The sequence below is a fragment of the Mucilaginibacter pankratovii genome (assembly GCF_014773265.1).
Classification (GTDB): Bacteria; Bacteroidota; Bacteroidia; order Sphingobacteriales; family Sphingobacteriaceae; genus Mucilaginibacter; species Mucilaginibacter pankratovii.
On the sequence record NZ_JACWMY010000017.1, the window covers coordinates 77666 to 99975 of the forward strand.

The window sequence follows — 22310 nt, forward strand, 5'->3', positions numbered from 1 at the left end:
TTTTGCATAATACGATTGGTGTTGCGATGATAGCGGCGATTTAACACAACCACTGAACATTTGGTAGAGGGAGGTTATTTATATTCTGGTGATTAGCTAAGGAGTTGGCACTTTTATCTCGTTAATTACGAATTAATCTTACTTTTATCTATCTTAGTATACCGGCTTGCTAAGGGCCAGGTTCCTGATTTCGAAGATCTCAACTAAATTTTAATGCGTGTAAAACTTTATATTGTCGTTTCAGCATTGTTTTTTGCTTACACCAACAATTTTGCGCAAAACAGCCAATACCAATTTTCACGGCTCAATGTAAGCAATGGACTATCTCACAACCAGGTTACTTGCATATTTAAAGATCCCAAAGGCTTCATGTGGTTCGGCACGGCTTCGGGCCTTAACCGTTATGACGGTTATACTTTTAAAGTATTCAAGCACGACGTAAATAATAAAAACTCCATTAAGGAGGATTTTATAACTAATATTTGCGAAGGGCCTGACAAAAAGTTATGGGTAACAACCCCAAGCGGATATTCCTATTACGACCCCGAAACGGAGCAGTTTAATAATGACGTACCGTCAATGGGTAATTCTTTCAAACTTCCGGAGTATCCGCTCGTTTCCAAGATACTTCACAACGGCAAAGGCGACTTTTGGTTTTTGCGTCCTGATTCGGGCCTTTACAGGTATAATGAGCTGAAAAAAACTGCCACGCATTATTATCATCACCATAGTTCCAACCCATCATTATATTCAAATTCTGTTACAGACATTGAGCAGGATGCAAGCGGCAACATATGGATTGCTTATAACGACGGCGTAGTAGAGCTATTTGATGTAAAACGCAATGCAATTACGTACCATACCGATATTTTTAAAAAAGCTGCTAATAATAGGGGCAGGAACTATTCGATAACTATTGACAGTGAAGGCGATCTCTGGGTGTTTAACCCCAACATGGATTCCGGCGTTTATTATTACAGCCGCCGTACGGGACGGTTCCGCTACATCACAAAAGAATCGGCAGAGACACCGCTTACGTCGAACATCATCATTAATATTATTCAGGCCGACGACGGGCTTATGTGGATCTCCACTGATCATGGTGGCGTAAACTTATTAGATAAAAAAAGCGGGAAAATTACTTATCTACTAAATAGGGAAGATGATCCGAAATCATTGGGACAGAACACTGTATTGCTTTACAAAGACAACACAGGCATTATGTGGGCCGGTACTCTTAAAGAGGGGGTAAGTTATTATCATAAAAATATTATCAGGTTCCCGTTATACAGGCATTTTGCCTCAGATCCCGGGAGTATTAAGTTTGAAGACGTTAATAAATTTGTTGAAGATAAAAAGGGTAACTTATGGATCGGGACAAACGGGGGCGGTTTAATTTATTTTGATCGCAAAACGGGCAGGTTTACCCAGTATAAACACGATCCCGGAAACCCGAATAGCCTCAGCAGTGATATTATTGTAAGCTTATGTATCGACCATGATCAGCAACTATGGATAGGCACCTATTTTGGAGGGCTGGATCATTTTGACGGAAGAAAATTTAGTCACTACAAACATAATGATAAGGTGCCCACGAGCATTGCTGATGACCGGGTATGGAATATCCTGGAAGATTCATCGAACCGGTTATGGATAGGCACTTTTGCGGCGGGATTGCAAATATTTGACAGGGACAAAAAAATATTTTTCGCTCCATTTAAGCAAACGGCTATCAAGTCGCCTTATATATCCGCTCTTTTTGAGGACACCAAAGGTAATTTCTGGGTAGGAGGATATTTTGGGATAAGTAAAATATTAAAAAATGGGCGTGGCGTTATATATTATAATAACAAGAAAAACGACCCTAACAGTTTGATCAATGATGACATCCATAGTATCACGCAGGACAGCCGCGGCCTGATGTGGATAGCGACAAGGGGCGGACTAAGCATATTGAACCCCGAAACTAATCGTTTTATATCGCTGACGAAAAAGGACGGGTTGCCCGACAACCAGGTTTCGAAAGTATTGGAAGATAGTAGGGGAGCCATGTGGTTAAGTACATCAAACGGGCTGAGCCGGATAACGTTGACACCCGGCAACGGCACCTATAAATTTCAATTTGAAAATTTTGATGAAACTGATGGCCTGCAGGGCAGAGAGTTTAGTGTATATGCAGCCTTAAAAACCAATAAAGGGGAATTGATATTTGGCGGCTCTCACGGCTTTAATATTTTCGACCCACTGAGTATACACCCGAATATCGGGAAGCCTAAATTAATTTTCACCGGTTTTCAGCTATTTAACAAAAGTATAGCAGCCAATGAAGAAATTGACGGCCATGTTGTATTAACTAAAGCAATTTCGGCCACACAGGAGATAACGCTAAATCACAGCGAAAATGTGTTTACCATTGAATTTGCCGCCTTAAATTTCTTTAACCCCAATAAAATAACGCATCAATATATGCTGGAGGGTTTTGATAAAGAGTGGCTTACCGCAGACAATGCTACCCGGAAAGCTACCTACACCAACCTTGATGGAGGCAATTATACCTTTAAGGTAAGGGCTATTGGCCAGGAGGGAAAATGGAAACCCAGCTATATAAAATTAAAAATAAAGGTATTACCCCCGTTCTGGAAATCGCCAATCGCCTATGTTATATATGTTTTCTCTATCATCGCGGTATTGTATTACATCCGCAAACAAGGCATTAAAAAAATAGAAACCCGGTTTGAGATAGAGCGCGTGCGAAAGGAAGCACAGGATAAGCACGAACTGGATATAATGAAAATAGATTTTTTTACCAACGTTAGTCACGAATTCCGAACGCCAATCGCCCTAATTATGGCACCAGTTGAAAAGTTGTTAAAACAGGCTGATGATAATTATAGTCGGCGAAAGCTTCAAATGATCCACGAAAATTCTAAGCGGCTGCTTAATATGATTAACCAGCTATTGGATTTTAGTAAAATGACAGTAAAAAAACTTCAGCTTGACCTGCGTGAAGCTGATATCATTAAAATTATTAAAGAAGCATGCGGTCTGTTTACCGATCTGGCGGATAAAAAATATATCAGCTTTTCATTTAAGTGTGATACTGATTCGGGATTTGCTTTTTTTGATCAGGATAAAGTTGAAAGAATACTTTTTAACCTGCTTTCAAATGCATTTAAGTTTACCCCCGATTTTGGTAGTGTAGCAGTTGAAGCAAAGTTGTTGGAATCCAACAGCGTGGAAATGACCTTGCTTGAAATTAAGGTAATAGATTCGGGTGTCGGTATTCCGGCTGAAAAACACAATAAAATATTTGAGCGGTTTTTTCAGAATGATATGCCCGCTTCGTTAATTAACCAGGGAAGTGGTATTGGTTTATCAATTACAAAAGAGTTTGTTGATCTGATGGGTGGCGCCATTTCTGTTGAAAGTGAACATGGAAAAGGGAGTTGTTTTATTGTGCGGCTGCCATTAACGATAACCCAGAAAAATAATTTTACCGGTATTGAAAATACCCCCGAAGAAGTGGAAGCTCCTAAACCCGACAGGCCAAATCAGGAAAAACGGAATAAAAATATTACCATTTTAATTGTGGAGGACAACCCCGATTTCAGGGCTTGTCTAAAAGATGATCTTAAGCATTTATATGCTATTGCTGAAGCCGCAAACGGTAAAGACGGCTGGCAAAAGGCACTGGCTTTACATCCCGATCTGATCATCAGCGATATTAACATGGCCGAAGTTGATGGTATTGATTTTTGCAAAAAGATCCGTAGCGATAAACGCACCGAACACACACCGTTTATATTAATTACCGCTTTTACCGGCGACGAAAAGCAACTGGCCGGTTTGGAGACAGGGGCGAACGACTACCTTTCCAAGCCTTTTAATTTTGACATATTACGCTTTAAGGTTCATAATTTGCTTAAAAATCAGCAGGTAGTAAAAGAAACATATCGAAGGCAAATTGAAGCGAAACCGGGCGATCTGGAAATCGAAACTCCCGATACGAAATTTATGAAAAAGTTATTGGCTGTAATTGAAGAGAATATTCCGAATGCCAACTTTTCAGTTGAATTGCTAAGCAGTAAGATGAATATGAGCCGTACAACGTTATATAATAAAGTATTTAATCTTTCTGGCAAAACTCCGGTTGAGTTTATTAGGTCGGTAAGGTTAAAAAGAGCAGCACAATTCCTACTCACAAAACAATTCACCATAGCCGTAACTGCCTATGAGGTAGGTTTCAACGACGCGAAATATTTTTCTAAAGTATTTAAAGAAGAATTTTTGATGACACCTTCCGAGTACCTGGACAGTAAAGATTGATTTTCTCACGTCAATCCCACCGATTCAAATAGTTTATAGTTGTAAAAAAAACTGCCTTTTGCAAAGGCCGGTATAACATTATTTCCCCTCTTTATTATGCTAATTATCTTATTATCAGTAATTTGATTTTTAAGAAGATTAACATTTTTCATACCAATCACCCACATTAGCACACTCGGCTATCTGGGCTTACAGGGTACATTTACCTTAATATAATACGACCAACTTATTATATGTAAACCCTGATTTATAAACCAACAAGTTAGATTATTCCTAAAAACCGCATTTACGTGTTTTTGGCTTTTTTGATTTTTTCACCCTGCAGGAATCTTTTTATTGGAGAGTTTCCCGCTTTAGGGTAACCTCAAAATAAAGCCTTTTTGATATGAGCGGATAATCGGATCGCTTAGTTTTTTGGCGGCACACCTGATTGATGCATTAAATAATATTGAGCAATAAATTTCAAACCCAATAAAGACCACCTTACTAGATTATGAAGAAAAACCAAGATTGAAAACCAACCAACCAACCAACAATGAACCAATTAAAAAACCTTAAAATCCCTTTATAAGATGGATAAAAATTTACAAAAGAGAGTGAAATACCGAATTTCATTAATTATTATGGGCATGTTCCTTTTTTTTGCAGCCCATGCACAAACCTTAAATATCACCGGAAAAGTAACAAGTGCCGGGAGTGGCGAGTCCATGCCGGGAGTAAACGTTAGGCTTAAAGGGACAACTATCGGATCCGTAACGGGTATAGATGGTAACTATTCCATAACAGCTGCCCCGGGAAACATACTTGTTTTTAGCTTTTTAGGTTTCTCCACCCAGGAGGTGAGTGTTAAACAGGCAGGTGCAATAAATGTTAAGCTAAGTTCTACTTCCAGTAATTTAAACGAAGTGGTTGTAACCGGTTACGCCCGCACAAAACGAAAAGATGTTACCGGTGCAATAAGTTCAATATCGGGGAACGACCTGCGCCAAACCCAACCCACTACTTTCGACCAGGCCCTGCAGGGCAAGGTTGCCGGCGTTGTGGTCCAGCAGGTATCGGGCCAGCCCGGTGGCGGCGTATCTATCCAAATACGTGGCGTGTCGTCAATAAGCGGCTCCAATTCGCCATTGTACGTAATAGATGGTATTATTATTCCACCGGTAGGTGATCCCGGCCGTGGTTCCAATCCATTAAATAGCATCAACCCTGCCGAAATTGAATCGATAGATGTATTGAAAGATGCTTCGGCAACAGCCATATACGGTTCGCAGGCAACCAATGGCGTGGTTGTTATCACTACAAAGAGGGGTAAAGCCGGGGCACCGCAGATAACTTATGATGTCTACTCGGGCTACCAGGAAATAATGAAGCGGCTCCCTACCGTAAACTTGCAACAGTTTGCTACTATAATTAACGCCAGGGCCGCTGCCTGGGGCTTTGATGCCAGGCCCCAATTTGCCAACCCTCAATACCTGGGCCCCGGCACCGACTGGCAAAAAGAATTATTCCGGAAGGCTCCGATGATGAATCACACACTTACGGTAAGCGGCGGGGATGCCCGGACCCAATATTTGCTGTCAACCTCGTATTTTAACCAGCAGGGGATAGCCCTTGGGTCTGATTTTAAAAGATACTCGGTACGGCTGAACCTGGACAATAAAACCACCAATTGGCTAAAAATAGGTACGAGCCTTCAATTGGCGCACGTTGATGAAAATGTAAGTGCGACCGGCAATAGTGTAATTGGCACCGCGCTAAGCATTACCCCTGATGTCCCGGTAACCAACTCTGACGGCTCCTTTGGCGGTGTTACCGACCCCGCCGGCTATGTAGAGCCAGTTGCCAACCCGGTGGCATTGGCGAAAATTATCAAAGACCAAAAAAAGAGGAACCAGGTATTTGGCAACCTGTATGCCGAAATACAATTTACTAACGACCTATCGCTGCGGAACGAGGTATCCGGTAATTTCGATTTTAATACAGCAGACAGGTTTTCGCCAGTCTATTCTTTTGGCAAAGGCACTCCCAGCCCTAACAGCGGTTCCTCTTCCGCCGGCCAAAATTTTTATATCGTAATACGTAACTTCCTGAATTATAACCATAATTTCGATAAACTTCATTTCAATGCATTAGCAGGGCACGAAGCACAGGAGAGCACTTTCCAAAATGTTGGCGCCGCGCGAAGGAATTTTGCTTCAGACAATGTACAGGCGATTAATGCCGGCGACGCTACCACAGCCACAAACTCGGGCGATAATTCACAATCGAACCCCACAGGCGGCAGTGCGCAGGAATCTTATTTCGGCCGCGCCAATTTCTCCTGGGACGATAAGTACCTGCTCACCGGCAATATACGTGCCGATGGTTCTTCCAATTTCCCGGGCGGCAGCCGTTGGGTTACTACCTATTCGGGCGGGTTTGCCTGGAAAATTAATAACGAGTCGTTTTTGAAAGGTGTGAAGAGTATAGACGAACTGAAGCTGAGGGTTGGCTATGGGCTAACCAACAACCAGGGCATACCGGGCAATACCTTTGTAACCCAGCTTGCAACGGTTTCAAATGGCTTATCAGGCACAGCGCAGTTCCAGAACAATTTGGCAAACCCTGACGTGAAGTGGGAAAAAACAAATTATTACAGCGCAGGGCTTGACGGGACGTTCTATAACGGCCGGTTAAGTTTCTCCTTAGACGTTTACGACCGCGAAACACACGGCCTTTTACTGCAGGTGCCGCTTCCGGCATACTCCGGTACTGTAGGGGGCTGGGGCCCGGGATCCATGCAAGCGCCTTATGCCAATGTGGGCTCGCTGAGCAACAAAGGGGTTGACTTCCAAATAAATGCCACCAATATTAGTTCTAAAAATTTCACCTGGAAAACCGGTTTTACTATATCGCGGAATATTAACAAAGTGACCAGTTTAGGCGCAGGCGGAGACCAGGCCAACTTAAGCCAGAAATCTTATGTAATTAACGATATAATTGAAAAAACAGTGGTGGGCCAGCCCATTGGCGAGTTTTATGGCTATGTATTTGATGGGATATTTGCAACGCCAAGTGATTTGCAAAACCATGCCCGGCCTGCCGGTGCAAACGGCGATCCTTACCCGGTTTCTGCAGCGGGCGGTGGTATCTGGTACGGCGACCGTATGTTCAAGGACTTGAATGGCGATGGCGTTATCGACTCCAGGGACCAGACCTTTTTGGGTTCCCCGATCCCCAAATTCCAGTACGGCATCAATAATACATTCAACTACAAAAACTTCGACCTGAATATTTTCTTCAGCGGCAGTTATGGCAACAAAGTGTTCAATCAAATGGCTATACAGCAATCTGATCCGGGAAATCATGCCACTTTTTTCACCTCGGTACTAAACTATGCGCAACTGGCTCTGGTAGATCCTGCCGGCTCTGCAACCGATGTTGCCAATGTATATGTTATTAACCCAAATACAACGGTTGTAGGAGTGAGGAATGATAATACCAACAGCAATAACCGTCCTAATAGCTTGATGATCGAGGATGGTTCATTCCTGCGGTGCAAAAATATCACCTTCGGTTACCGCTTGCCAGAAAGCCTTTTGTCAAAAATATCTGTGCGTTCTTTTAGGGTATATGCCAATGTATCCAATGCATTTATAATTACAAAATATAAAGGCATGGATCCTGAAATAGGTTCGTGGAACCCGCTCCAGGCAGGTTGGGACAGCGGTTATTATCCGCAGCCAAGAGTATTTACCATTGGTGCAAACATAACCTTGAAATAATAAAACGATCACCGATTAAAAATATATGTTTATGAAATCAATTCACAAAATTTTCATCATCCTGCTATGCACGGCAGCAGTGGCGGGATGTAAAAAGAGTTTTTTGGACCGCCCGTCCAATTCGCAGATAAGTTCTACTAATTTCTACAAAACCAGGTCCGATTTACGGTTGGCTACGGCAAGCCTTTACGGCGGTGCGCTGTGGTTTCAATGGAGCAATGGCGCCCTGATACCGCTTGGCGACGTATTGAGCGGCACCGGCAGCTTTCAGTATAGTAACGATTTGGTACAGCTTTTTACACGCACCATTACCGCGCAAAATGGCCTTGTAACAAATGGCTGGGTTGGGCTGTACAATGTTATAGGGCAATGTAATGGCGTTATCAATGCCATAGAGAAACAGGCGGACCCATCCATTTCTACAGCAGACAAAAATGAGGCCATAGGCGAGGCAAAATTTATCCGTGCCATAGCTTATTACCATTTGGCGGTATATTGGGGCGCAGTGCCAATTATAGAAGACAACAGCAAACTGATCAAAGATCCGCTGCTTCCGCGTAATATTATTACAGACGTTTATAAATTCGCTGTCAACGACCTTACATACGCATCGCAATACCTTCCCAAAACAGATGAAAAAGGCCGGGTAACTACCTGGTCGGCGCAGGGGATGCTGGGCAAAGTATATTTAACAATGGCGGGCGTAGGCAAAAGCGGCAGCCGCGACCAGGCTTTGCTCGACAGTGCTAAAAAGTATGCGGGCAACGTGTGCAAAAATAGCGGGTTGTCGTTGCTCCCTAACTATGCCGATCTTTTTAAGGCGCAAAACAACGATAACCAGGAATCATTATTTTCCATTCAATGGGCCGCGGGCGTAGGTTATGGAAATGGCAATACTATACAAACTTATTTTTCGCCATCAAGCGCTATCCTCCCTCAAAAACAAGGCGGATGGCAAGCCTTGCAGCCAACATATGATCTATACCGGATGTATTCGGCTAAGGATACGGTAAGGCGCAAAGCCACTATTATGCTCAACGGGGATCTTTACCCCGAATTGGACCAGGCCAACGGTGGTTTTAAGGCGACAGGTTCGGGCCTGAAAAAACATATTATTGGTAACGAAAAAGACAACAATTCGCCAACAATGGATATATGGTCATCCATCGAGCATAATGCAATTCTTAGATTGTCTGATGTGTATTTGGTATATGCCGAAGCTATTTTGGGCAATAATTCGAGTACGAGCGATGGCGAAGCGCTGCTTTATTTTAATAAAGTGCGGGCAAGGGCCGGTGTGGATATTGCGACTGCGATAACCCCCGCTTCGATGCGTACGGAGAGAAGGGTTGAACTTGCTTTTGAAGGGCAATACTGGATAGACCTGGTTAGGTATTCTTATTACGACCCGAGCAATGCGGTGAAGTTCCTTAATGACCAGGATGCCACGCATGGCCGGATTTCGTTTACTTATGACCCGGCAACTAAAATAGCTACAAGGGATACTATTGCCCCGCCATCTACGCTTCCGGCAACTATCAATTCATTTACGTTGCCGATCCCTGCATCTGAGATTACCAGCGACCCTAAGTTGGCTCAGCCACCGGTACCATATTATTAATCAAAAAAAACTTAAATATATTGTTATGAAAAATAAATCATATTTACAATTATGTTATTTGCCGCTTCTCCTGCTGCTGGTGGCTTTCCTGCCGGCTTGTAAAAAAGATGCTGCAACCAACAGCGCCCCGCCTGCTATTGCAAGCATCAAAAGCTATGTAGCCTCGCCAAACGACACGGTTTTAAATAGTGCTGTGGCAAAAGGCCAATGGGTGGTAATAACCGGGCAGAATTTGCAAAATGCAACTAAAATAAATTTTGATGGGGTACCGGCCTCGTTCAATTCCGCATTATTTGCGCCTAACAGCGCCGTGGTGCAAATCCCTAACATAGACTTTGCAAAAATTGATACCGCCAAACTTTATACAGTAGAATATGCTACGGCAGCAGGCACAACAACGTTCGCGTTTAAATTAGGCCCGGCGGCACCAACTCTTAGTGCCATATCCGATGTGTTTGCTGCGCCCGGCGATTCGGTTTACCTGTATGGTAGCAATTTAGTACTGGTTCAACAGTTGTCATACGGCGGAACCAAAATTCCAAAATTCAACTCGAATGCCAATGGTACCGCTCTTGGTTTCCTGATGCCGGCAACAACATCCGACAAGTTTATCGTAGTGACTACTAAAGGTGGTACTGCCCGGGATACCATAAATGCAAAGCCGATCATTGCCGCCATTTCCAACGGTAATCCCGACGTTGGTGATTCGGTTTATGTTTATGGTGCTTACCTTAAAACGGTCCAGTCAATTTCTTTTGGCGGTGCTACTATTACAAATTTCACAGAAGGCCCACGTGGCGCTTATGTTAAGTTTCTGGCTCCAGGTAAGTACAGCTACGCTAGTGGACCAGTGGCCATTGTTACCAGTTATGGAACGATTTCTACTGCTTACAAAGTAAATACTCAAAATGGCGTTACTGACGGTCTTTTAGCAAATTTTGAGTGGGGTGATAATTTTGGTTATGCCTGGTATGGAGATGAAAAATTTGCTTTCGGCCCTATGGCCGATTTTAATGGTTCGATGGGAACAAATAATACGATGTATATCTATTTTGATTCTCCAGCTTTAGCTGGCGGTGCAAGTGCGTACGCCCCATTGGGTAATTCTAATACGGGTAATCACTGGGTACCTGCGGCAAATATTACAGATCCTCCTTCACAATGGGCCCTTCAATTTGAAATAAGTGTGGCCCGCCCATGGAATGGAGGTACGCTTTATATCAGAACTGAATTTGCAGGTGATAGTTATGTTGCGCGTTATGAGCCATGGAAAATTCCTGGTACAAATAATACCAAAGCTTTTATAACGAAAGGTTGGCAAACCGTAACTATTCCTTTATCTGAGTTCAGATCAAAAGTTAACGAATTAGGGGATGGTGAATCAGTTACTAAATTAAACCAATTATTAGGGCCTACTGGTGCGAATAGTTATAATATGACCCTTAAAAATTTTGGTAGTTCGCCAACTGCAACTGGTTGTTATGCCGCTATTGACAATATTAGGTGTGTGAAAATCAAATAGCCTACAGCCCCGCGGCAGCATATCGTTGCGGGGCTTTTTTAACTCATTAAAAATTAAGACAAAATGAACATCAAGTATTCTTTTAAAATATTGATACCTCTTATTACAGTTATATTTTTTCTCTCCTGTAAAAAGACAAAAAACGCAGCCCCGGAACTAACGGTTACCCAATCTGCCATCGCATTTACGCCCGAAGGCGGAACACAAGATTTATCTTTTACCTGCAGTAGCGATTGGACCATCAGCAACCCTGTTTATTCGTGGTTGCAATTAAGCACAGCATCAGGTAACAGCGGCAGCGCTGTTATTCAAGTAACAACCTTGTCAGAAAACACTACCGGGGCAACCCGTTCCGGTACTTTATACATAAGTGCGTCCAACGGCCAGGCCCGGAGGGTGAAGGTTACCCAGGCCCCAACCATATACAAAAGTTATAATACATCGCCTATAGCGCCGGATATGACCGGAATGGCCAGTAATGCCGTGCAACTGGCGGCAAAAATGCGTACGGGGATGGGAATAAATATTGGCAATACCATGGAATCGCCAAACGAAGCCGACTGGGTGAATAGCAAAGTTACCGAATCGTATATAAAATTTATAAAAAGTTTAGGTTTCAATTCCGTACGGCTTCCTTGTAACTGGGTTTGGAGCCATTTAAGCAACCGTAGCAAGGCAACAATTGACCCTGCATGGCTTGCACGGGTGAAACAAGTGGTTGGATGGTGTGTGGCTAATGATGTGTATGTAATACTGAATGCCCATGGTGATAGTGGCTGGCTGGAAAATAACGTCAATGCCATAAAGCAAGATTCCGTTAACGCAATGCAAAAAGCAATTTGGGAGCAAATTGCTACAACCATGCGCGATTTTGATGAGCACCTTTTATTTGCCGGTGCGAATGAACCTGCAGTTAATAATGCCGCGGAGATGGCCATACTTAATGGTTATCACGAAACATTCATCAAGGCGGTTCGCTCTACCGGTGGCAGGAACAGTAACCGGGTGCTGGTTGTGCAGGGGCCCAGCACTGATAGCTATAAAACATCTGACCTGATGACTACTCTTCCTCATGACCCGGTACCTAACCGTATGATGCTTGAGGTACATAGCTACTCGCCTTCTACATTTAATCTTTTAATCGATGGAGACGCAACTTGGGGCAGGATGGCTTTTTACTGGGGGAAAGGGAATCATTCTACTATTGAGCCGGATCGCAACGCCACCTTTGGAGAAGAGGATGCACTGATTGCTGAATACGGAAAGATGAAAAAGTTTGTTGATCAAGGTATCCCTGTAATACTGGGTGAATATGCATCCTGGAGGCGGACTGCCGCCAACGTCGGCAAGCCTCTTCCTTTGGATCTGGCTATGCACAACAAGTCTGTAGATTACTGGGCAACGTTTGCCACCAAAACTATGAGAGCGAATGGCCTTATGCCATTCTGGTGGGAGATAGGTTTTACTTTAGACAGAAAAAATAATGTGATAAAGGATCAGGCTTTGTATGATGCCATTAAGGAAGGATATAAGTAAAAAGTATAGTGTGAATTATTGCGTAAGGTTATTTTCCTTCCCTGAGATTGGTTAAGCGTTCGCCAGTTCCCGGGGAAGGTTAACCTCTTGTTACTTAGCTTAAAGCATAATTAATCAATTGAAATTAACCCTTAACGAGTATTCGTTTTTTAGGTAAAGTAAAAAAAGCATGTTCAGAAAAAAAGTGTTGTTAAGCACGGTCCTTGCTATCTCTTTTTTGGGATATAAAAAAGATGTAGAAGCTCAGACTAATGCGGATAACCTGAAAGTGGTTAATGAAAAGCTGGAAGAAAAATTTGCAAAAGTTTCGCCGAAACTTCTTACCAATAATGCGAATCCTTTATTAGATTTTATGTTTACTGCCGACCCGACGGCTGTAGAATACAATGGAAGAGTTTATGTGTATGCCACCAATGATCATGAACAGTATGAGCATGTAGGAAAGGATGGGAAAAATTCATACGAGCGTATCCGTTCACTGGTCATGATGTCTTCCGATGATATGGTCAACTGGACTTATCATGGCCTCATAAATACAGCAAGGCTGGCTCCATGGAGTCAGAATTCCTGGGCACCTTCCATTACAGCCAGACTGGAAGCAGACGGTAAGACGCGCTTTTATTTGTATTACTCCAATGGCGGTGGTGGCTCAGCCATGCTTACTTCCACTTCTCCCGTTGGCCCCTGGAAAGACCCATTGGGAAAGAACATAGTGGACCGTACTGTCCCCGGTGTGGATGTCGATGCTCCATTTGATCCCGGAGTTGTGATTGACGACCAGGGTACAGGCTGGCTGAGTTTTGGAGCCGGAACGCCTAAAACAAAATATATGCCGGATAATGCCCTAATCGTCAAATTAGGAGCAGATATGATCAGTTTAGCCAGCAACATTTCTAAGATACCTGCTCCTTATTTTAATGAGGCCAGCGACCTTAACTTTATTAATGGAACCTGGGTTTATAGCTATTGTACGAATTGGGATGAACGCACTGTATGGCCCTACAGCAATATTGCTAAACCAACCGTATGCAACATATCTTATATGACGAGTAAAACACCCTTAGATAAGGATAGTTGGAAATATCGCGATAATTACTTTAAGAATACCGGCGACGTTAACGTGGGGCCTTTTACAAACAATCACAGTCACTTTTTCAAGTTTAAAGGGGAATATTATCTTGCTTACCATGCCATGTATCTACAGGATTACTTTGGCACTAAGGGTGGTTTTCGTAATGTGGGTATCGAGCCAATGCAGGTGGATGAAGCAAATGATGTGACTATCCCCATGGTCAATGCAACTTTTAAAGGCCCGTCACAAGTTAACCTATTAAATCCATTCGTTCTTCAGCAAGCAGAAACCACTGCAGGCACCTCGGGGCATGTTCAGTTCGAAGATGGTGGTAGCGTGGGTAATATGGTTGCCAAAGGAACGATAGATAAACAATGCCTCATGGTTCGGGGAGCTGATTTTAGCAAACAGATCCCTACAAAATTCGAAGCCCGGGTGAAAGGAAAGGGTAGAATTGATGTTTATGTAAATAATCTTAAAGGCCCGGCTCTTGTTTCCCTTATATGTGATGTGAAGGACTGGACTACACTCTCAAAGCAAATAGCACTGAACATACCTAAAGGAGTAGGGAATATCTATTTTGTATTTAATGGAGAGGGGTTTTTGTTTGATGAATGGAAATTCATTTATTAATTCCGGCTGCCGGTTTATTGATGCCGTTTATAAGTAGATGTTCGATCAAAACGGGCAGGCTTTATAAATACCCTGAGTTTTACGACAAAAAGATCAGAAGGTTGAAAATTAAATAAGAGGGAGTTTTAGTTGAATATAAGTGGATGCCAGGGGCCTTTACCGAGAGGGCCGGGCATTTTTTTTAACTGTAACGGCAAATGATACCTGGTTAAAAAAAAGAATATGGAAAATCAAATTATTTCAAAAGAGCCGGAATTAGACGAGACCGAAATTAAAGGATTGATAGAGGATTTTGAAACGATTGGTGTTTTACTTGAGGGGCATCTCACCGTCTTTAGTAGCCCTGTATTGACGCCAAAATCCAAAAAAATGTGTGATGAGGGCTTGGTCCTTATTAAGGATTTCACTCAAAAATGTTTAAAGCACTACGGGTTAAGTCACTTTTCAAAATAGGGTAAATTAAAATTGGTGGGTAAACCATTACTCAAGGCCAATATCCGGGCGAGTGTCAATACCGGTCCGGGCTTAATCCAGTTAGTTTATCCGGCATTGGCATATACTGGGTATAAAGGTTGAGGATTTGGCTTTTTATGACGAGAAAAAAAGCGTGGAAAGTTGAAGCCGGTGAATTTGTGCTGCAATTAGGTAATTCATCACGCAGTATTTCAAAAAAGTAAAAATCTTGATTAAATAAACCCAGGAATGATCTTCAATGGGCCACCCCCGTTGGCCCTGTAAATAAGTGTAAAAAAACAATTAATAAGATAAACGTTCACGATGAAAAAAATATTACCCATTTCAAGTTTGTTCCTGTTCCTGTTCACTGCAACAAGCCTGAAAGCGCAAAACCCTAAGCTTACGCTCGATCTAACTAAACCCGGCGCAAATGTAAGTCCGCAACTATATGGGTTGATGACCGAAGAGATCAACCATTCGTACGATGGGGGTTTATATGCCGAGCTGATCAGAAACAGGATATTTAAGGACAACCCAAATACGCCGGAAGCATGGAGCGTAATTAAGGAAGGTGGCGCGAAGGCCGCAATCCAATTAGTTGCCGCAAACCCCAACCATGTACCGGCAGATGAGCGGCGCCACGCAATTAATGGCGCGTTAAGCACCTGTTTAAGATTACTGGTTGATACCGGCGGTGTTAGGGCCGGTATTGCAAATGACGGTTATTGGGGCATACCTGTTTTACCTAATACAACTTATAAGGCCTCCTTTTATATTAAGGGTGCTGAAAGCAAGCCATTGACCGAGCAATGGGCCCCCGCGCCTACAACTCCTGTTCCGGTAATTGCTGATAACACGGCCGGGCCCATAACCGTAAGTATAGAAAGTAATGACGGTAAAACGGTATATGCTTCGGGGACCATTAATTTGGTAAAAAGCACCTTTTGGAAAAAATATGAACTTAAATTAACAACAGGCGCTGGCGTTAAACCAACATCTGACGCCCGTTTTGTTATTTCGACAAACCGTACCGGGGTTTATTATTTTAACCTCGTCTCGTTATTCCCGCCAACTTACCATAACCGCCCGAATGGCAACCGGATAGATATTATGAAGTTATTGGCTGATATGAAACCCCGTTTTTTGCGTTTTCCCGGTGGTAATTTCCTGGAGGGGCCAAAATTGAACGATGCATTCCCGTGGAAGACCACTTTGGGTCCGCTTGAGGGACGTCCCGGCCATACCGGCTCATGGGGTTACCGCCCCACCGACGGAATGGGCTTACTTGAATTTTTAGAATGGTGCGAAGACCTGAAAATGGAACCGTTGCTTGCCGTTTATGCCGGCTATTCACTGGATGGCGACCATGTGGACGCCGGCCCGCTTTTAAAACCATATGTAGAGGATGCGCTGAATGAAATTGAATATGTTACGGGCGACGTACACACGTACTGGGGCGCTAAGCGCGCGGCAGACGGGCACCCGGCACCCTTTAAACTCAGCTATGTGGAGATTGGCAACGAGGACGGGTTTGACGCGTCTGGCAGTTACGACGGACGTTATGCCCAGTTTTATGATGGCATTAAAGCCAAATACCCAAACCTTCACTGTATTGCAAGCATCGGCGGTAAGGACTGGCTTGGGACCAGGGGTAAATTAACCATTCGCAAGCCCGAAATTGTAGATGAACATTATTACCGCAATGCCTGGGAAATGGAAGAGGATGCGGCACATTACGATAACTACGACCGCAAAGGATATAAAGTGTTTGTAGGTGAGTGGGCAACGCGTGAAGGCGCGCCAACCACCAATTTAAATGCGGCCCTGGGCGATGCCGCCTGGATGACGGGCATGGAACGAAATTCAGACGTGGTCATTTTGTCGTGCTATGCGCCATTATTTGTAAATATAAATAAAGCCACAGCAACTGCGCCAAAGGCCTGGCAATGGGACTCGGACCTGATAGGTTACGATGCTTTAAAAAGCTTTGGTTCACCATCGTATTACGTACAGAAGGTGTTTAACAGCTATATCGGCAATAAAGTGGTGCCTGTAGCAGGTGCCAATATCCCTACCCAAACCAGGCCTGCCACCAAGCAGGACAGCGCGGCGAACAAAATGCCCAAACCTATACCAGCCATGTTTTATGTAGCCACAAAGGACACCAAAACAGGAAAACTGTTTCTTAAAGTAGTAAATGCAACAGGGAAGCCGCAGCAGGTTGATATTGACTTAAATGGTGCCGGAAAATTATCACCAGAAGGTACACTGGTAGTAATAAAAGGCGATAAGCCAGAGGACACAAATACGATCAGCGACCCCAAAAAAATAGTTCCGGTAACCAGCAAGGTAAGCGGAATCAGTAAAAAATTCACAAGAATATTCGATCCATATTCAGTAAGCGTGCTTCAAATAAATACATTAACTAAATAATTAAAACCGGGTAAGAGTACCAGAAAAAAAACAATTGTGAATATGAGCATTGCGATTTACAGGTTATGGCTGACGGCCTCAATTATCACGCTAACAGTGCCGTATTTATATGCACAAAAAGCCACTAATCCCATTATTTATGCAGATGTACCGGATATATCAATAGTACGTGTAGGCAATAGCTATTACATGAGCAGCACAACGATGCACATGAGCCCCGGTGTACCGATCATGAAGTCGGACGACCTGGTGACCTGGAAGACGGTGGGTTATGCCTATGATACATTGGCAAATATTGACCCAGCAAACCTCGCAAATGGCAAAAACATGTATGGGGAGGGGTCGTGGGCAAGCTCAATCCGTTTAACGAACGCAAAAAATAAAAAAAATGGGAGATATATCTTACTATTATTATGCGAATAGGTGAATAATATAACTATTTAGCTGAAAATAAAAGCTTGCAATTATTTGATTTGCAGGATTTTAGCCTGTTTGGCATTGAGCTTGGGGAGAGGGAGGGATAGAATATTCTCCTGTATATTATTGATTATCAGTGATTTTTCAAAAATTTGCCACTACTCTGCGAATTGAGTGATCGGCGAATAACTCTAATTGTAAGCCTAAATAGGTATAATTTATTTAAAAACAAGCTTAATCCTTATAACTACTAATATATTTGATAACCAATATTAAACTATCAATTGAAATATGAAACGCAGAAACTTTGTTCAAAACTCTGTACTGGCAGGAGCATCAATATTAACAACTGGACTTTTAAAATCAAATTCGGCAAATGCCAGGACCACAAATGTTGATAACGGCAAACCTTTTAATTTAAATTATGGCATACATGATGGCATGTTTAAAAACCATGCGGGCGGCGATTTTATTGATCAAATTAAATTTGCTTACGAGCAGGGATTTCGCGGTATAGAAGATAATTGGATGGGTGGCCGACCTGTTGATCAGCAGAAAAAGATTGGAGATACACTTGCCAAGTTGGGCATGACCATGGGCGTTTTTGTACAACCTGGTTTAGGTAATGATACCAACCTGTTAGCATCAGGCAAGGCGGAATACATCGATAAGTTTATTGCCAGCTGTAAAGAAGCCGTGGAAGTGGCAAAACGGACCAATTGTAAACAGTATACCGTTGTTCCCGGAGATTTTGTGCGCAACCTGCCTATTGGTGTACAAACAGGCAATGTAATTGAAGCCATTAAAAGAGGAACAGCCATTATTGAGCCCCATGGCCTGATGATGGTGCTGGAACCCCTGAGTGATAACCCAGACCTGTTTTTACGTACACCCGATCAAGCTTATGCTATTTGTAAAGCAGTGGGCAGTCCATCTTGCAAAATCTTGTACGATATGTACCACATACAACGCAACCAGGGCAACATTATCCCTACACTTAATTGGGTTTATGATGAAATAGGTTATTACCAGGTTGGCGATAATCCTGGCCGCAACGAACCCGGTACCGGCGAGATTAATTACAAAAACATATTCAAACTTATTTATGACAAAGGATACAAAGGAGTGGTAGGCATGGAACACGGCAATGCGGGTGCCGGTAAAGCAGGCGAGCTTGCTTTGATCAAAGCATACCGCGAAGCTGATGGTTTCATTTAGGCAACAGGAGGAACTGAGTATTTTTATAATAAAAATGGACAACAATAAAAGAAAACATAGAAATGGACAACAATAAAAGAAAACGTTTTTTACTAATAAGTGGATCAGTGGCCGCGATTCCTTTGTTAGTAGTATTAGGGGCCTTTACCAATATTCCTGAAAAACACTCATCGTATAATTTGGCTGCGATTGATACGCCGCTCACTGAAGCACAAAAACATTTGGCTAAAAATGGCTTGAAGGAGCTCGACGTGGCGCCTGGTCTGCGTGTTGAAACTATGGCAACCGAACCTATGTTGATTAACCCTACCAATATCGACGTGGATGAAAAAGGAAGGGTTTGGGTAACGGAGGCCTATAATTACCGGTTTGAGATTAATCACAACAAACCCAGGGAGGCAGGCGACCGGATAGTAATTTTAGAAGATAAGGATGGAGACGGAAGTTTGGAAACAAGCACGGTGTTTTATCAGGGCCCCGAGGTTAATGCACCTTTAGGCGTGTGCGTATTAGGTAACCGGGTATTGGTATCGCAAAGCCCCTATGTTTGGGCCTTTTTTGATGACAATAATGATGGTAAAGCCGACCGAAAAGAAATACTATTCCAGGGGATAGGCGGTGAACAACATGATCATGGGATGCACAGTTTCGCATTTGGCCCGGATGGTAAACTATATTTCAATTTTGGGAATGCTGGTAAAACCCTCAGAGATAAAAATAATGAGGTAGTACTGGATCAGGATGGTGATGAAATAGGGCCTAAAAAATACAAAGAAGGAATGCTGTTCCGTTGCGACCCGGACGGTACGCATGTGGAATGCCTGGGCCATAATTTCAGAAACGAATACGAATCGGCCGTAGATAGTTATGGAAATATATGGCAAAGTGATAATGATGATGACGGGAATAAAGGAGTACGGATCAATTACGTAATGGAATATGGAAATTATGGCTACACGGATGAAGTAACCGGTGCGGGCTGGAGTGCAAAACGCATTAACATGGAAGATTCGATCCCGCTGCGTCACTGGCATCAAAATGATCCGGGTGTTATCCCCAATCTTTTACAAACAGGTTCCGGCTCCCCTACCGGGATGGTTATTTATGAAGGGACGCTGTTAACGCAGCAGTTTCAAAATGGGATGATCCATGCCGAACCGGGACATAATGTTGTTCGGGCCTATCCAGTTCAAAAAGCCGGCGCGGGATATACCGCCGGTATCATCAACATTCTTAATGGCGAACGGGACCAATGGTTTCGCCCGGCAGATATCTGTACAGCTCCGGATGGTTCTTTAATTGTAGCCGACTGGTATGATCCAGGCGTTGGCGGGCACCGGGTGGGGGATCTTCAGCGTGGTCGCATATACCGGGTTGTTCCGGAAAATATGAAAGCGACCTATAAAATACCTGAACAGGATTATACCACTCCGAAGGGAGCAGTCATTGCCTTGCAAAATCCAAATCTCGGCGTTCGCAGGCATGCTTTCATAGCATTAACCGGCATGGGAGAATCAGCAATAGCGGAGTTGGAAAAGTTATGGTCAACATCGCCTAATCCCCGTATGCGTGCCCGAGCGCTGTGGGTGCTTTCAAAATCAACAAAGGCCACAAAATATCTTTCCGAAGCCATTAACGATCCTAACCCTGATTTAAGGATAACCGGGCTGAGGGCGGCAAGAGAAGTAAATACCGATGTGGTTAAGTTTGCAGGAGCTTTAGCGAATGACGCAGACGCACAGGTAAGGCGCGAGTGTGCGATTGCGTTACGGCATCGGAATGAACCGGAAGCCGCGACGATATGGGCGGCACTTGCAGCGAAACATGATGGCAACGACAAGTGGTATTTAGAGGCACTGGGTATCGGGGCCGACAAGCAATGGGACCAATTCTTTGCAGCCTACCTGAAAGTAGTACCGGATCCTTTATCAACAGCCGGAGGCAGAGATATAGTTTGGCGGGCCCGAACAAATACCGCGCTTCCATACTTGGTAAAGCTGGCTAAAGATGCAAGTGTTCCATTAAAATACCGTTTGAGATATCTGAGAGCTTTTGACTTTTATCCACAGCCCGATAAATCCAAAGCTTTGGTGAAATTATTAGAAGAAAACAATGGTAAAGATTTGCAATTAAGCGCAATGCTATTGAAGTCCTTAAACCCTCAGGATATATCAGATTCGCCTGCATCCAGAGAGCAGGTTCAACTGGTTTTAAATTCGTACACGGGAACACAGGATTTTGTTGATATGGTAAAACAGTATAATATTACTACAGAAGCCGATAGATTGATGGATCTGGTAAAATCCAATGGTATTCAGAGTAACGGAGGATATCAAAGCGGAGGAATCGGGGTCGATGCGGCCCGGCTATTACTTAAAGCCAATGAAGACCTTCGCTTCCTAAATGTAATTAAAGGTAAAGATGAAAAAGAGGCGTCCAACGTTTTATCAGTGCTCGGTGCAATAGGCAACGATGAATCGATAGCTATCCTGTCAAAGGTGATTTTATCAGGTCAGTACAGCATGCCCACACGTCAAAAGGCGGTACAAATGCTGGGTAAAAGCCAAAACGGCGAAGACCGCGTTCTGGAAATGCTTCAGGGAAAAAAATTACCTCAAAGTTTAATTACACCAGCTGTTGCAGGCTTGAGCGGAACACTCAGAAAAAGCACATTGGACAAAGCAAAAGCTTTTTTACCCAAAACCGATGGTGTCAAAATTGCTAAAACCAGGACGCCTTCTGCTAATCTTACTGCCATACTTGCTTTAAAAGGAAATGCACTGAAAGGAAATGCCGTTTTCCTCAGAACCTGTTCCGTATGTCATAAAGCTAATAAAGCTGGTTTTGAATTTGGGCCTAATTTATCAGAAATAGGCGCGAAGTTACCAAAGGAGGGATTATTTGATGCTATTGTTAACCCATCTGCAGGGATTAATTTTGGATATGAGACCTCACAGCTTATTATGAAAGATGGATCGACCCTGATGGGGATCATTTCGAGCCGGACAGAGACAGATATCGAATTGAAATACCCCGGAGGCGCTGTTCAGAAAATTAAAACAAGTGATGTTAAGCAAATAAAAAAAGTGTCGGCCTCTATGATGCCGGCCGGCCTAAATCAAACAATGTCAAAACAAGAATTCGCGGATCTGCTTACGTTCCTTGGTTCTTTAAAGAAAAAAGAATAATAAAAATAAAGCAATAGCCTGCCTTTGGGGGGAAAGATAAGTCACAATTGTATAAAACATTCGTTTTTAGGCAATTGTGATAAGGTTTGCATGGATAAGTTTGATGTAAGTAAATTAATTTAGT

The 22310-nt window shown here is 43.2% G+C and carries 11 protein-coding genes; all 11 read left to right on the top strand.

What is annotated here, in order from left to right; genetic code table 11:
- Positions 1–213: 213 nt before the first annotated feature.
- Positions 214–4326, top strand: a complete 4113-nt coding sequence (locus IDJ77_RS25665) for a hybrid sensor histidine kinase/response regulator transcription factor (protein ID WP_191191858.1) — start codon at positions 214–216, stop codon at positions 4324–4326.
- Positions 4327–4898: 572 nt separating this feature from the next.
- Positions 4899–8090 (top strand): SusC/RagA family TonB-linked outer membrane protein, encoded by a 3192-nt coding sequence (locus IDJ77_RS25670; RefSeq protein WP_191191859.1) that lies wholly within the window; start codon positions 4899–4901, stop codon positions 8088–8090.
- A 31-nt stretch (positions 8091–8121) separates the two neighbouring features.
- Positions 8122–9711: a RagB/SusD family nutrient uptake outer membrane protein gene (locus IDJ77_RS25675; RefSeq protein WP_191191860.1), complete on the top strand. Its 1590-nt coding sequence runs from the start codon at positions 8122–8124 to the stop codon at positions 9709–9711.
- A 25-nt stretch (positions 9712–9736) separates the two neighbouring features.
- Positions 9737–11233 (top strand): glycan-binding surface protein, encoded by a 1497-nt coding sequence (locus IDJ77_RS25680; protein ID WP_191191861.1) that lies wholly within the window; start codon positions 9737–9739, stop codon positions 11231–11233.
- Positions 11234–11296: 63 nt separating this feature from the next.
- Complete coding sequence (locus IDJ77_RS25685) at positions 11297–12769, top strand: cellulase family glycosylhydrolase (protein ID WP_191191862.1); 1473 nt, start codon at positions 11297–11299, stop codon at positions 12767–12769.
- 169 nt (positions 12770–12938) lie between these two features.
- On the top strand, positions 12939–14474 hold the full coding sequence (locus tag IDJ77_RS25690) for a glycoside hydrolase family 43 protein (protein WP_191191863.1): 1536 nt from the start codon (positions 12939–12941) through the stop codon (positions 14472–14474).
- A 222-nt stretch (positions 14475–14696) separates the two neighbouring features.
- Positions 14697–14927: a hypothetical protein gene (locus IDJ77_RS25695; RefSeq protein WP_191191864.1), complete on the top strand. Its 231-nt coding sequence runs from the start codon at positions 14697–14699 to the stop codon at positions 14925–14927.
- A gap of 324 nt (positions 14928–15251) precedes the next feature.
- Complete coding sequence (locus IDJ77_RS25700) at positions 15252–17363, top strand: alpha-L-arabinofuranosidase C-terminal domain-containing protein (protein WP_191191865.1); 2112 nt, start codon at positions 15252–15254, stop codon at positions 17361–17363.
- 42 nt (positions 17364–17405) lie between these two features.
- Positions 17406–17786, top strand: a complete 381-nt coding sequence (locus IDJ77_RS25705) for a family 43 glycosylhydrolase (protein ID WP_191191866.1) — start codon at positions 17406–17408, stop codon at positions 17784–17786.
- Positions 17787–18071: 285 nt separating this feature from the next.
- Positions 18072–18998 (top strand): hydroxypyruvate isomerase family protein, encoded by a 927-nt coding sequence (locus tag IDJ77_RS25710; RefSeq protein WP_191191867.1) that lies wholly within the window; start codon positions 18072–18074, stop codon positions 18996–18998.
- A 62-nt stretch (positions 18999–19060) separates the two neighbouring features.
- Positions 19061–22186: a PVC-type heme-binding CxxCH protein gene (locus IDJ77_RS25715; RefSeq protein ID WP_191191868.1), complete on the top strand. Its 3126-nt coding sequence runs from the start codon at positions 19061–19063 to the stop codon at positions 22184–22186.
- Positions 22187–22310: the final 124 nt, after the last annotated feature.

What these genes read in the sequence shown, in the direction of transcription:
- IDJ77_RS25665 (WP_191191858.1), top strand. Translation starts at nt 214, where the DNA reads ATGCGTGTAAAACTTTATATTGTCGTTTCAGCATTGTTTTTTGCTTAC.
- IDJ77_RS25670 (WP_191191859.1), top strand. Translation starts at nt 4,899, where the DNA reads ATGGATAAAAATTTACAAAAGAGAGTGAAATACCGAATTTCATTAATT.
- IDJ77_RS25675 (WP_191191860.1), top strand. Translation starts at nt 8,122, where the DNA reads ATGAAATCAATTCACAAAATTTTCATCATCCTGCTATGCACGGCAGCA.
- IDJ77_RS25680 (WP_191191861.1), top strand. Translation starts at nt 9,737, where the DNA reads ATGAAAAATAAATCATATTTACAATTATGTTATTTGCCGCTTCTCCTG.
- IDJ77_RS25685 (WP_191191862.1), top strand. Translation starts at nt 11,297, where the DNA reads ATGAACATCAAGTATTCTTTTAAAATATTGATACCTCTTATTACAGTT.
- IDJ77_RS25690 (WP_191191863.1), top strand. Translation starts at nt 12,939, where the DNA reads ATGTTCAGAAAAAAAGTGTTGTTAAGCACGGTCCTTGCTATCTCTTTT.
- IDJ77_RS25695 (WP_191191864.1), top strand. Translation starts at nt 14,697, where the DNA reads ATGGAAAATCAAATTATTTCAAAAGAGCCGGAATTAGACGAGACCGAA.
- IDJ77_RS25700 (WP_191191865.1), top strand. Translation starts at nt 15,252, where the DNA reads ATGAAAAAAATATTACCCATTTCAAGTTTGTTCCTGTTCCTGTTCACT.
- IDJ77_RS25705 (WP_191191866.1), top strand. Translation starts at nt 17,406, where the DNA reads ATGAGCATTGCGATTTACAGGTTATGGCTGACGGCCTCAATTATCACG.
- IDJ77_RS25710 (WP_191191867.1), top strand. Translation starts at nt 18,072, where the DNA reads ATGAAACGCAGAAACTTTGTTCAAAACTCTGTACTGGCAGGAGCATCA.
- IDJ77_RS25715 (WP_191191868.1), top strand. Translation starts at nt 19,061, where the DNA reads ATGGACAACAATAAAAGAAAACGTTTTTTACTAATAAGTGGATCAGTG.